We start from the raw sequence: 12283 nt of genomic DNA on the forward strand, positions 1-12283 counted from the left end.
TGTAAGGTTTGCGAACCGCTCGATGATGCGCGCCCTGCCTGTCAAACGGCTGTCCATGAACTCAGGGAAAACACTCATGCGACCGGCCCGATGAGACGGTGCTATGGTGCCGCGCATGCAATTGCTTCTTGTTGAAGACGACCCCACCATGCAAGCCACGCTGCACCGCGCCCTGACACGCCGTGGCATGGAAGTCACCGCCGTGGGCGACGGCCGCGCGGCGCTCAGCCAGTGGGCCGCACGGCAGCCCGACGCGGTGATCCTGGACCTGACCCTGCCCGGGCTCGACGGCCTGCAGGTGCTGCAGCAGGCGCGCTCGCGCGGGCTGCGCACCCCCGTGCTCATCCTCACTGCACGCGGCACTGTGGGCGACCGCGTGATGGGCCTGAACGCGGGTGCCGACGACTACCTGCCCAAACCCTTTGACCTGGACGAGCTGGAGGCGCGCCTGCGCGCCCTGGTGCGGCGCAGCGCAGATCCCACCGTGGCGCCGCTGGCGCCCAGCACCGTGCAGATCGGCGCCATCCGTTACGACAAGGACAGCGGCGCGCTCTACCTGAACGGCGAAGTGATGGAGCTGACACCGCGCGAACTGGCGCTGATGCACGCCCTGCTCGCCCAGCCCGGCCATGCTGTAACGAAGGAGCGGCTGTACGAACTGGTGTTCCCCGGCCAGCTGGATGTGCAGTACGAGGCCATTGAGGTCGTGGTGTACCGCCTGCGCAAGAAGCTGGCAGGCACAGGCCTCACGCTGATGACCCTGCGCGGGCTGGGCTACCTGCTGCGGGCCGACACATGAGCGCTGCAACGGACTCGGGCCGCCACCCTTCGTTGCGCAGGCGCCTGCTGCTGGGTATTCTGCTGCCCGTGGTGCTGTTCATCGGGTTCAACACCTACAGCCTCTACCAGCAGACCCTGGCCTCGCTCAATACGGCCTATGACCGCACCCTGCTGGCATCGGCCAAAAGCATCAGCGAGCAACTCGATGTGCGAGGCTACGACGAAGCGGCAGAGTTGCGCGCCACGGTGCCCTACTCCGCGCTGGAAGCCTTTGAGGCGGACAACCAGAGCCAGATGTTCTACCGCGTGTCCACCCTGCAAGGCGACCTGGTTTCTGGATTTGCCGAACTGCCGGTATGGCGCGGCCAGATACCGGCCCGCCCGCCGTATGCGGCATTGGTGGATTTCTATGACGACCGCTTTCGGGAGCGCGATGTGCGCGTGGCCGTGCTGCTGCAGCCCGTGGCCAGCTCGGAAGGCCGCACCATGGCCGTGATCCAGGTGGCCGAAACCCTGGAGGTGCGCGAAACCCTGGCCTTGCAGATTCTGCGCAACACCCTGCTGCGCCAGGCCCTGCTCGTCGCCGTGATCGCGTTGACCGTGGTGCTGGTGGTGCAGCGGGCCATCCACCCTGTGCGGCAGCTGAGCCTGCAGCTACAAGGGCGCAGGGAGGGCGACCTGAGCCCCATCGCGGCTCCCTCCACCCCGCGCGAACTGCAGCCGCTGATCGATGCCACGAACGAGGTCATGCAGCGCCTGCGCCACCTGCTGCGACACCAGAAGCGCTTTGTGCGCGATGCCTCGCACCAGTTGCGCACGCCCTTGGCGGTGCTCAAGACCCAGGTGCAGTCCGCCCTGCGCGGCGACGTGGAGCCCCAGCAGGCCCTGCATGAAATCAGCGACACCGTGGACCGCGCGACCCAGCTGGCGAACCAGATGCTGGCCCTCGCCAAGGTAGAGCAACTGCGCCAGCAAAGTACCCCACCGACCACACGGCTGGACGAAATGCTGCGTACCGTGGCGCTAGAAATCTCGCCACTGATCGCCCAGCGCGACCTGGATTTCGGCATACACACCGAGCCCGCACGGGTGCAGGCTCATGAGTGGATGCTGCGCGAGCTGAGCCGCAACCTGTTGCACAACGCCGTGCGCCACGCCCCACAGGGCAGTGAACTCACGGTGGATCTGCGCACCGACAGCCACCATGTGGCGCTGACCATCAGCGACCACGGCCCCGGCATCGACGACGAACTGGCGACACGCCTCTTTCAGCCCTTTTCGGCCGGCGACGTGCGCGCGGGCAGCGGCCTGGGCCTGGCGATCTGCCATGAGATCGTGCAAGCCCTCGGTGGCAGCATCGCCTTAACCAACCGCATGGTGGGCAGCAGACTGACAGGGCTGGACGCCGTGGTGCGCCTGCCACTGGCCGCGCCATCGGCTGACATGGGCAACCCCGCACACGCGGCACAATCCCCGGCATGAACACCCTGGAGACAATGCGGCTGGACAAATGGCTCTGGTGCGCGCGCTTTTACAAAACCCGCAGCCTGGCCACCGAAGAAATCGGCAAAGGCCGCGTCACCGTCAATGGCCAACTGGCCAAACCCGCGCGGGACCTGCGCTGCGGCGATACCGTCGCGCTGCGCCAGGGGCCGGTTGCCCGTACGGTGCTGGTGATGGGCCTGAGCGGAGCGCGCGGCCCAGCACCTGCCGCCCAACAGCTGTACCAGGAAACGCCCGATAGCATCGCCGCCCGCGAAAAGGCTGCGGAGTTGCGCCGCTTGGCACCCGAACCCGCCGCCACGCTGCACGAAGGCCGTCCTACCAAACGGGATCGGCGCGAGATCGACAAGGTGAGCAACAAGGGGGGTGATTGGGGCAGCCGCTGGAGCGCGTCCATCGACGAATGAGCGCAGCGTGGGCCTTGCGGATTCGCCGGGCGCGGCAGACAAGGCGCCAAGACGGATGCATCACAAGAAAAAAGCCCAAGTGAATGAATCACTTGGGCTTTATCTTGGCGGAAACGGAGGGAGCTCTAACCCAAGCGCAGCCGATGCCTCTGGAAGAGTTCACAAACTTTGTAGGCCATCCTGTAGGCCAAAAAATGTAGCATTTTTTTGTCATCGTGTACTGCATCCCGACAAGGGTGACGCTCGAAAATCGAACTAGCAACGCGAACGGCGGACGTACTGCATGACACTTGTTGGAGCACCAAGCCGTAGCATCCCTGGACACATCAGTAACGCCATGTTACGTTCCATGATTGAAATGTAAGCAAACTCCACAACACAGGGGAAGTCATGGGAAAAGTGGTAACTGTGATGAATATGAAAGGCGGGGTTGGAAAGACCACCGTCACTATGAACTTGGCGGGGGCCTCGGCAGCATGGGATTTTTCCGAAAGAAAAGTAAACAAGGTGCTTGCCATCGACTATGACCCACAGTTCAACCTATCACAATCCTTGCTTCCTTCAAAAAAATACTTTCAACTCGAAAGTGAAAAAAAAACGATCCTATCGGTATTACTAGAAAATCAAAACGATTTTGATCCATATCGCCTACAGGTTCCAGGGAATGAAATACCACCAGCAGTTGGGGATGTAGTCACGCGTGTGAAAAATTATGCAAAAGGCAGATGCCTAGACTTGCTTCCGTCTACGCTCGATCTAATGTATGTTGCACTGGGTCAAGGCACCGGCAATACAAAACCGATAGAGGTGCGGTTTGAGAAATTTATTGAAGAGTGCAAAAAGTCTTATGACTTGATTTTTATTGACTGCCATCCCGCAGGGTCATTATTTACAAAAACATCTCTCAGACAATCTGACGTAGTATTGATTCCAGTAATGCCTCAGAAATATTCTTTCCGTGGAATTGGGTTAATGATGAAATTCATAGAAGCAAAAAAACAAGGAGCAATTTCCCCAAAACCACTAATCTTACTAAATAGCGTTCCAAGAGTTGGCCTAAGCAAAGAAGAAAAACATATTCGGAGCGATCCAACATATGGACCGATTTGCTTGGTAAATACGCTTAAAAAATACTCCGCGCTTGCAAACATTGAATCAGGAGCAAATTTCGCATGGGAGAGTGGCAAACCCTACAGCACGGAGGCAAGCGTTAACCTGTACCGTGTATGTGATGAGTTCTTGCAGAAAGCAGGTTTTAATAAATGAACGTCAACGAAACACGTGAGCGTCTTATCCTTTTGCTGGCGGGAACAGTCATTGCGTCTTCGCGTTCCAAGGATGAGCTTGATTATTTCGTGCGTTGCTTGGGCAGCAGCGACGGGATAGTTGACGAAATAATTCGGCACATTACCCCGCTCACGGAAGCAAAAGAGTCAAAACCTCTAGAAAAGCCAGATGACGACTATGGTGATGCCGTTATAACGATGACCCTGAATGCATTGAGGGCTTCCGGTATTTCGAAGAAAAGCGAGCTGATGAGCATTATGAAAAAGCGCGCTCCGAATTTCACTCCGCCCCCCAATATTGAGAAGATGAGTTATAAAGAACTGCTCCGGCGCTTTGGTAGCCAGACATCAATCGAAACCGTCCGCAGCCTTCCGATTTCGTCTAGAGAAAGTACAGACCCCTATCTTGAGGGAATTCGAACGAAAAGCGGCAAAATGTCATGAGCGCAAAATTAATTAGCGCCGTTGGCTCGGTGGATTGGAATGCAAATATTCAGACTTCAATAGCGAATGTGAAAGCCATATCTGATCTACACGCGGCTTGCGAACGAATCGCAGTCTGGGCGACGCAATTTGAAGAGCTAGATAGAACAAATGCGGCAATATCATTCGTAAGAGGAATGCAGGTATCCGCCCACCACGTTGTAGCATGCGTCTGCCTGGGGCTTTACGGGGCAGCCGCCGCCTCTATTAGGAGCGTGATCGAGAGTGGGCTGTACTACTCGTATTTTCGCGATCACCCCAAGGAGTTGGAAACATTGGTACGAGTTGACTCGTATTATCTTAGTAGATCTCAAATTATTGAGTATCACAAACTGCACACCAAAGATTTTCCAAGCAATCAAAACTCCTTTGGCCTGATTGGCAGACTGGAGCAATGGTATAGCCGGATTTCGGCAGTTGTTCACGGGCAGATACCAGGCACATGGGTAAGCTTTAAATCACTAAAAGAAATTACCCCAAACTCTTCCACGATGGATAGCGTAATAGCCGAGTTTATTTTGGGAGAAAAAATCCTTCATGACTTCTTTCTGATAACCGTGGGATTGCAAAACTGGGATATTTTTTCGTCAACCGCCAAGCGCAAGCTAACGTCAGGACTTCCCAGCGAAATAAAGACTCAACTGAAATTGGATAGAGCGTGAGGGAGACGGTAGTTCGTACCGACTTTTTCCGACAAATCTCGACACAACTCTTAGACGGCCAGCAATGCGCGAGCCCACGCCAGGCTTAGAAACCGCCAGACACGGCACTATCGACAAAATCGATACATCAAGCGCGCGGGCGCGGCGGGGTCTCGACCGCGCGCCGCAGGGTTCAATGGGGGTATCGGGGGCACCGGCCGGGGCCTGGGAGGGGCTGGGGTGCATGCCAGGCTGCCGCTGAGGGCTGCACAAGGCGCACGACGGGACAGGACAGGGGGCGGGGTGGACGAAAGAAAGCCCGCGCTAGGCGGGCTCTAATGTGATTGAAATGTTCTTCTGGCGCTTATCAGTAAAGCGCAGACAGCTATCAATTCAGTAGTGCATGGCATGCGCCATGGGACGGGGCGCCCTACGCGGGCGCATCCTCCAGCACGTAGGGTTTGAAGCGGCAGACGGTCGTGCCCGCCCAGGTGTTGATGGAGTGGGCCATGGTGGCCTGCAAAGGGGCGATCTCATTGCGGGCAAACACCTTTGCCGCCTTTTCCACATCGCCAAAGCCGCCAACGTTGTTCGGCAGCATGCCCATCAGCTGGGGCGGCACTCGGTGCGCGGCCAGGATGTCGTCGCGGCTGGCGTTCTTGATGTTCAAGAAGTCATCTTTGGCGGCCACCTCGCTGATGGGGATCAGCTGGATGCCTTCCTTCTTTCCGTTGGGCGCGTAGTAAAACAGGTTTCGGAAATTGCCCATGCCCTTGGTTTTGGTCAGCTGCTCGCGCATCTTGTCGATATCGCTTTGGTTCTGGGCGGGGTCCGTCACGTACAAGATGAAACCCGCGTGGCTGCCGTTGTTGTAGTAGCGGCGACGGAACAGCGTGGCCGACTCATTGAGCAACGCAGACTGCAGCGCCCCAAGGTAGGGTGGCAGGCCATAGATTTCCTGATGAATATCCTGCTCGCGCAGCTAGAACACGTCGTGGCGCGGGAATTCGTGGGGGCTCTGCATGTCCGTCACGAAGAAAAAGCGGCCTTCTTCCACACCGCGTCGGGTGTACTTGCCCAGGGCGTGGCGCAGTTCCAGCAGGTTGCCCAGCCGGTTGCGGCGCCGCTCAAGGTACGAGGTGCCAAGCACCATGAAATCCAGCGCGAAGGCGCGGAATGCTTCGGCACTGAGCGCCGCCGAAGGGAGAAAGGTGCTGGCCAGCACATTGACTTTAAACCGCAGCGCAGACTCATGGTGAGCGCCTACGCGCAGCAGCCGCGCCAGGGCCGACAGGCTGACGGGCGGTTCATACCAATCACCCGTGCGCATGCACTCCGCATACTCCAGCAGTGCAGACCGGCCACCGATAACGGGCTCTGGCTCGCCCAGGTCGAAGGCGAAAGACTGGGCTGCTGGTGGGGGCTGCACATCGGGCACGGCTGCAGGCGCAGGGGCTGCATGGTTCGAAGGGGTGCTTGTGCGGCGGGTTCGTTTCGTCATGGTCAGTCGGAGATTTCGAGGAAAGAAGCGCCTTGCACGGTGGCAAGGCCGGTAGCGGTTTCCAGCGGCTCATTGCTCAGGGCGTTCATGCACGCCCAGGCCAGATCAGAGTGGCCCGTTTCTTCGCTGCGGCCCGCCGCATACGTCACGTTTCGGCCGCTGGCTGTCAGCTCGCGCTTGATGGCCATGAAGCTGGTGGCCAAGTCCTTGTTGCCTGCGTCAAATTCCAGACGCCCGGCCTTGATGACCTGTAGCGCCTTGAGCACCAGCATGGTTTTGCTTTCCACGCTGTAGTTGATGCCTCGCACGGCGGGGAAGAACTTTTGCACCAGCTGATAGACGCCCTGGCCGATGCCTGTGGTGTCCACCGTCATGGCTACAACGTTGTAGCGCTGGGTTACTTCCTTGATGGCCTTCGCCTGGGCCTCAAAGTCCATGCCTTTGAACTGCTCTGTGTGCAGCACGCGCAGCGGGCCGCCAGGCTTGGCTGGTGGGGCAAGCACCACCAGACCAGCGCTGTCTCCCGTGTGCGATGGGTCGTATCCAACCCACACTGGGCGCCCGGCAAACGGCCGCTGGCTGAAAGGCTTGAAGTCCGTCCACAGTTCCCAGCTATCGACCATGCAGCCCTGCAGCATCGACAGTGGGAACACCGAGAACGAATCATCGACAAACCCGCACATCAGCAGGTTTGCGAACTCCGCGTCGGAATACTCCAGCCGCAGCTCGTCAAGATCGAAAAGATCGCAGCCGCCTTGCAAGGCGTCCATGATCGTGACGATGTTGCGCCACACGCGATCCTCGCCTGTGAAACCACCGGCCAGGCGCGCGTGAGTCAAGTCAATGTCAATCTTGGACTTCTTCTTAAGGCGCTGGGCCGACCAGAACGCATAGGCCGCGTGTTGGATGCTGCTGGGTGTGCTGAAGTAGGTTTTGCGCCACTTCTTGTGCATGGCCATGCCGCTGGCCACCTTGTTAAGGCGCTCAAAGTCCTGCGTCCAGAAGAACTCGTCGAAGTAGAAATTGCCGTGGTAGCCCTGCGCCGTGCGGGCATTGCTGCCCAGGAAATAGAGCGTGGCGCCGTTCGCCAGGATGATCGGATCGCCCTTCAACTCCACGCCCGTCACTTCGTGCACGAACGCGCAGATGTACTGTTTGAAGATGTGCGCCTGTGCCTTGCTGGCGGACAGGAAAATCTGGTTTCGCCCAGTCTCCAGCGCATCTATCAGCGCTTCACGTGCAAAGTACCAAGTGGCGCCGATCTGGCGGCTTTTGAGAATGGCCCGCGTGCGCTGCTGGCTGCTCTGCCACCAGCCCAACTGGTACTTGAACAGCGAATCGAGGAAAGCGCTTTTCAGCTGTTCCACCTGTTCCTCTGACAGGTAGTTTTTGCCGCGTGCCTTCTTCGGCCCCGCGTTGCGCGCCTCAATCGCAGGGTTCAAATCGGCTTCACGCCCGGTGCGTTCGTACTTGCCGATGCGGGCCAGGCGCTCAAGCTGACGGCCCAGCAAGTCGATTTCCTTGAAGTCGCCGCCCGTCTTTACGTCCTTTGCGATCAGCGTGGAGAGCCGGGCTTCCAGCGCGTATTCCACCCGCTGGGCGGCTGGCGTGTCCTGCCACTTTTCCGCTTTGCACCAGCCATGCAAAGTGCCACGGGGAACGCCCAGGTGTTCCGCGATGTGCGACAGCTTCCAACCCATCCAGAACAGCGCGCGCGCCTCGCGGCGAACACCAGCACCGCCATCCACAGGGCTGGTTTCACCGCCTGGCAGTGCATCCTTGAAGATGGCCTTGACGCCGTTAGTGATTGCCTTCTGCGCAGCGCTGCCGGTGTTACGAACAGCGCTCACCACGCGCTTAGGCTTCGTGTCAGCAGTGGGCTTGTTGATGGCCTCTGCAGTAAAGGCGGACAGTCCTGGCTGTGCGCCCTTGTAGATCGTCCGAACGCGCTTTGGCTTCGCTGCGATTGCTGGTTTGGTGGCGGATCTGCTCGTCATGGGCTGCCAGTGTCTGCCGCGCGCGCGCGGAAAGCAGCAACGGGAAAATGTGATTCGCGCAGCCACAGCGCGCACAAATTGCGGCCAGTGCAAGGCATGCGGAACATAGGCGGTAGATCAACTCACCGCACGAAAGCCGCACCATGCCATCCAAGTTTTTCCGCGTAGCCACCGAAGGCGCCACCACTGACGGCCGCGAAATTCAGCGCAGCTGGATCGAGCAGATGGCCAAGAACTTCAACCGTGAAAAGTACGGTGCCCGCGTGTGGCTGGAACACATGCGCGGCATGCTGCCCGAAAGCTCATTTGCAGCCCTGGGCGACGTGCTGGCCGTGGAGGCGCGCGCGGTCGAAGACGGAAAGCTGGCGCTGTTCGCGCAAATCGAAGCACTGCCTGCGCTGGTGGCCATGAACAAGGCCAAGCAGAAGATTTACACCAGCATTGAGGTGGACCCCAACTTTGCGAAAACAGGCGAGGCCTATCTGACCGGCCTTGCTGTCACCGACTCCCCCGCAAGCCTGGGCACCGAGGTACTCAAGTTCGCAGCGGGCAACCCCGACGCCAGCCCATTCAAGGGCAAGAAGCACAGCGAGGGCGCGCTGTTCTCCGCCGCTGTCGAAACTGAGCTGGGCCTGGAAGGCGATGCCGAGAGCATCGCGTCCACGCTCATCAACAAATTCAGCGACATGCTGAAAAACTTGAGCGGCATCACTGCACCCAAGCCCACGCCAGAAACCACCGACGTATTCACTACCAAAACGCTGGAAGTGCTGGGCGCAGCTGATGCCGCCATTCAACACCAGTCCAAAGAACTGGCCGCTGAAAAGGCCGCACGCGAGAAGCTGGCGGGCGAGTTCTCCGCGCTCGAAAAGAAGTTCAACGAACTAACCGTGAAGCTCAGCAAGCAAGACGGCAACCCCAACGAACGCCCCGAAGCCACCGGCAACGAAGGCACCGTGCTGGCCGACTGCTGACCAACACCACCGCGCGCAACGCAAGACACCGCAAACCAGAAACGAACCCAAGGGACAGATCATGAAGAACACCACCCGCAAGCACTTTTCCGCCTACCTCGCCCAGCTCGCCACGCTCAACGGCGTGGAGTCGGCCGCGCAAATGTTCACCGTCGCGCCCAGCGTGCAGCAGACGCTGGAGAGCCGCATTCAGGAGAGCAGCGCCTTCCTGCAGTCCATCGGCATCTACCCCGTGGACGAGATGCAGGGCCAAAAAATCGGCATCGGCACCGATGGCCCAGTGGCCAGCCGTACCGACACCACGGGCGCTGACCGCGCCACGCGCGATGCTGCATCGCTGGCAGGCCAGGGATACCAGTGCGTGCAAACCAACTACGACACGCACGTGCGCTATCCCACGCTGGACATGTGGGCCAAGTTCAAAGACTTCCAGCTGCGCCTGTCGCGCGCCATCCAGCAGCAGTGCGCACTGGATCGCATCATGATCGGCTTCAATGGCACCAGCGTGGCGGCCAACACCAACCGCGTAGCCAACCCGCTGCTGCAGGACGTGAACAAGGGCTGGCTGCAGTACCTGCGCGAGAACGCACCAGAGCGCGTCATGGACGAAGGCGCCACGGCGGGCAAGGTGATCGTCAAGGCGGAAAAGCTGCCTGACGGAACCTTGAAGCCTGCGGCTGGCGCGGACTTCGCAACGCTGGACGGCCTGGTTTACGACGCAACCCACGGACTGCTGGACGCCTGGCACGCCGAAGCCGGGGATCTCGTGGCCGTCGTGGGCCGTGGCCTCATGCATGACAAGCTGTTCCCGCTGGTGGACAGCCAAGCCGCCCCCACCGAAATGCTGGCCGCTGACATCGTGCGTAGCCAGCGCCGACTGGGTAGCCTGCCGGCAGTGTCGGTGCCTTACATGAAGGCCGGTGCGATCTTGGTTACCAGCCTCAATAACCTGTCCATCTACTACCAAGAGGGCAGCCGCCGCCGTGCAGTGATCGACAACCCTAAGCGCGACCGTATCGAGACTTTTGAAAGCAGCAACGATGCGTTCGTGGTGGAAGACCTGGGCAAAGCCTGCCTGATCGAAAACATCGAACTGCAGGACTGACGCGCAGCAGACGGCCGCAAATAGCAGCTCCAAAAAAAGGGGCCGCTATTTGCAAGCCAGCCGCTACGGCACCGACAAGAAACACCGGGAATACCAGCTATGCGACAAACACCAGCCCAGCGGCACCGCATGCGCGTGCTCGCATCGAAGCAAGCCGCGCAGGCCGAAGCCGACAACGCGCACGGCCAGACCGTGGGCACTGCCTACGAACTGCAGCTGGCGCAACTGCACCAGCACCGCCTGCGCCTGAAAGACATGCACAGCGTGGAACGGAAGATCGCGGTCAAGAGTGAGATGCTGCCCGAATACGACGCCTATGTGGACGGCGTGCTGCAGGCCCGCCCCGGCACGCAAGATGATGTGATCGCCACCGTGATGGTGTGGCACATCGACGCGGGCAACTATGCCCGCGGGTTGGAGATTGCCGAGTACGCACTGGCCAGCGGCATCAAACCGCCCGACCAGTACCACCGCAACCTGCCCACCATCGTGCAAGACGAAGTGGCCGAAGCCATCCTGGTGGGAAAGCTGAGCGGCGCTGATGCGCTGCAGGTGGCAGCCAAGGCCATGGCGCTGACCGACCAAGCCGACACACCCGACCAAGCCAAGAGCAAGCTGTACAAGGCCGCAGGCTGGGCCGTGCTGGGCAAGACCGGCAGCCACGATGTGGAAATGGCGACCCGCACCCTCAAGGCATGCAAAGAAGCACTGCCCCTGCTGCAGCGCGCCATGGAGCTGGACCCCCGAGCCGGTGTGAAAAAAGACATTGAGCGACTGGAACGCCGCCTGGCCAAACCCAAGGCCGAGTAGCGCACCAGCCGCTGTAACCCGAGCGTACCCCGCACCCGTGGCGGCCCCAGGGCAGAGACTGCATTGACTTGCGTAAGTCCGACGCCCTGGGCCACCGCCACACCTAACACCACAGGCCCGAAAGCACATGTCGTTCATCGCCACCGCTAATCCGCCCATTGCGGAAGATGAAGCACAGGTCACAAACGACCCGTGGTTCCCGGCCATCGACGCCGCCAAGGTGCGCGAAGCCTGCCTACTTGACGGCACGGTGACCGCTGTGCGGCTTGCAAACGCAATAGAAGCGGCCCTCGATACCGTGAATGCAGAACTGCGGGCCTACAAGGCAGAACAGGTTAGCAACGGTGTGGCATCGCTCGCCGCAACTGGCGACGGCCGACAGGCAGGCCGCTACATGCGTGCCATCCATGCCCATGTGCAGGCCGACCTGGCCGAGGCGTACCGCGAAATCGACACCACACCGCATAACGACAGCAAAACCGAACGCATCCGCGAGCGCATAGAGGCCAAGGTGGCTGAACACCAGCGGGCGCTGCGCTGGGCCATTGCCGACATGCAGGGCATTTCGCGCGTCATCGTGGGGTTGCTGTGATGCGCGCCATCGCCCAACAGCACGAAATGCTGGACGAACTGTGCCGCCGCACCACGGGCAGCACGGCCGAGGTGGTGGAGGCCACGCTGGCCGCAAACCCCGGCCTGGCCAAGCTGGGGCCGCGCCTGCCCGCTGGAACGGTGGTGCAAATCGTTGTCCCGCCCAAGCGAACCAAAAAACAAACCATCAACCTGTGGGACTGAT

At 59.9% G+C, this 12283-nt stretch carries 12 protein-coding genes and 1 pseudogene; 11 read left to right on the forward strand and 2 right to left on the reverse strand.

Annotated features, from left to right (window positions below):
• Positions 1-115 precede the first annotated feature (115 nt).
• The 6 genes from AC2YJX_RS15525 (at position 116) to AC2YJX_RS15550 (ending at position 5121) form a co-directional block, all read left to right on the forward strand.
• Positions 116-799, forward strand: a complete 684-nt coding sequence (locus AC2YJX_RS15525; protein WP_055400466.1) for a response regulator transcription factor — start codon at positions 116-118, stop codon at positions 797-799.
• Entirely contained in the window at positions 796-2262 is a 1467-nt protein-coding gene (locus AC2YJX_RS15530) for a sensor histidine kinase (RefSeq protein ID WP_055400421.1), read from the forward strand. Before AC2YJX_RS15525 ends, AC2YJX_RS15530 begins: the two co-directional genes overlap by 4 nt.
• Positions 2259-2690, forward strand: coding sequence for an RNA-binding S4 domain-containing protein (locus AC2YJX_RS15535; RefSeq protein ID WP_487256545.1), 432 nt, complete (start codon positions 2259-2261; stop codon positions 2688-2690). Before AC2YJX_RS15530 ends, AC2YJX_RS15535 begins: the two co-directional genes overlap by 4 nt.
• A 390-nt stretch (positions 2691-3080) precedes the next feature.
• Entirely contained in the window at positions 3081-3956 is an 876-nt protein-coding gene (locus AC2YJX_RS15540) for a ParA family protein (protein ID WP_487256546.1), read from the forward strand.
• Complete coding sequence (locus AC2YJX_RS15545; RefSeq protein ID WP_487256547.1) at positions 3953-4420, forward strand: hypothetical protein; 468 nt, start codon at positions 3953-3955, stop codon at positions 4418-4420. Before AC2YJX_RS15540 ends, AC2YJX_RS15545 begins: the two co-directional genes overlap by 4 nt.
• Entirely contained in the window at positions 4417-5121 is a 705-nt protein-coding gene (locus AC2YJX_RS15550) for a hypothetical protein (protein ID WP_487256548.1), read from the forward strand. Before AC2YJX_RS15545 ends, AC2YJX_RS15550 begins: the two co-directional genes overlap by 4 nt.
• A 409-nt stretch (positions 5122-5530) precedes the next feature.
• Here AC2YJX_RS15550 and AC2YJX_RS15555 read toward each other — a convergent pair.
• Positions 5531-6601, reverse strand: a pseudogene (locus tag AC2YJX_RS15555) (phage portal protein).
• Positions 6602-6603: 2 nt separating this feature from the next.
• Positions 6604-8349: a terminase large subunit domain-containing protein gene (locus tag AC2YJX_RS15560; protein WP_487256725.1), complete on the reverse strand. Its 1746-nt coding sequence runs from the start codon at positions 8347-8349 to the stop codon at positions 6604-6606.
• 392 nt (positions 8350-8741) lie between these two features.
• On the opposite strand from AC2YJX_RS15560, the gene AC2YJX_RS15565 reads away from it, so the two are divergent.
• The 5 genes from AC2YJX_RS15565 (at position 8742) to AC2YJX_RS15585 (ending at position 12282) form a co-directional block, all read left to right on the forward strand.
• A complete protein-coding gene (locus tag AC2YJX_RS15565) occupies positions 8742-9572 on the forward strand; it encodes a GPO family capsid scaffolding protein (protein ID WP_487256549.1) in 831 nt (276 codons plus the stop codon).
• 61 nt (positions 9573-9633) lie between these two features.
• Complete coding sequence (locus AC2YJX_RS15570; protein WP_487256550.1) at positions 9634-10677, forward strand: phage major capsid protein, P2 family; 1044 nt, start codon at positions 9634-9636, stop codon at positions 10675-10677.
• A 99-nt stretch (positions 10678-10776) separates the two neighbouring features.
• Entirely contained in the window at positions 10777-11487 is a 711-nt protein-coding gene (gpM, locus tag AC2YJX_RS15575) for a phage terminase small subunit (RefSeq protein ID WP_487256551.1), read from the forward strand.
• Between the two features lie 127 nt (positions 11488-11614).
• On the forward strand, positions 11615-12079 hold the full coding sequence (locus tag AC2YJX_RS15580) for a head completion/stabilization protein (RefSeq protein ID WP_487256552.1): 465 nt from the start codon (positions 11615-11617) through the stop codon (positions 12077-12079).
• Positions 12079-12282, forward strand: a complete 204-nt coding sequence (locus AC2YJX_RS15585; RefSeq protein WP_487256553.1) for a tail protein X — start codon at positions 12079-12081, stop codon at positions 12280-12282. The genes AC2YJX_RS15580 and AC2YJX_RS15585 overlap by 1 nt, the downstream gene beginning before the upstream one ends.
• Position 12283 lies beyond the last annotated feature (1 nt).

Source organism: Acidovorax sp. SRI_002 (genome assembly GCF_057586455.1).

Excerpts from the sequence above, each read along its gene's own strand:
- AC2YJX_RS15525 (WP_055400466.1), top strand. The coding sequence starts at position 116 with ATGCAATTGCTTCTTGTTGAAGACGACCCCACCATGCAAGCCACGCTG.
- AC2YJX_RS15530 (WP_055400421.1), top strand. The coding sequence starts at position 796 with ATGAGCGCTGCAACGGACTCGGGCCGCCACCCTTCGTTGCGCAGGCGC.
- AC2YJX_RS15535 (WP_487256545.1), top strand. The coding sequence starts at position 2,259 with ATGAACACCCTGGAGACAATGCGGCTGGACAAATGGCTCTGGTGCGCG.
- AC2YJX_RS15540 (WP_487256546.1), top strand. The coding sequence starts at position 3,081 with ATGGGAAAAGTGGTAACTGTGATGAATATGAAAGGCGGGGTTGGAAAG.
- AC2YJX_RS15545 (WP_487256547.1), top strand. The coding sequence starts at position 3,953 with ATGAACGTCAACGAAACACGTGAGCGTCTTATCCTTTTGCTGGCGGGA.
- AC2YJX_RS15550 (WP_487256548.1), top strand. The coding sequence starts at position 4,417 with ATGAGCGCAAAATTAATTAGCGCCGTTGGCTCGGTGGATTGGAATGCA.
- AC2YJX_RS15565 (WP_487256549.1), top strand. The coding sequence starts at position 8,742 with ATGCCATCCAAGTTTTTCCGCGTAGCCACCGAAGGCGCCACCACTGAC.
- AC2YJX_RS15570 (WP_487256550.1), top strand. The coding sequence starts at position 9,634 with ATGAAGAACACCACCCGCAAGCACTTTTCCGCCTACCTCGCCCAGCTC.
- gpM (WP_487256551.1), top strand. The coding sequence starts at position 10,777 with ATGCGACAAACACCAGCCCAGCGGCACCGCATGCGCGTGCTCGCATCG.
- AC2YJX_RS15580 (WP_487256552.1), top strand. The coding sequence starts at position 11,615 with ATGTCGTTCATCGCCACCGCTAATCCGCCCATTGCGGAAGATGAAGCA.
- AC2YJX_RS15585 (WP_487256553.1), top strand. The coding sequence starts at position 12,079 with ATGCGCGCCATCGCCCAACAGCACGAAATGCTGGACGAACTGTGCCGC.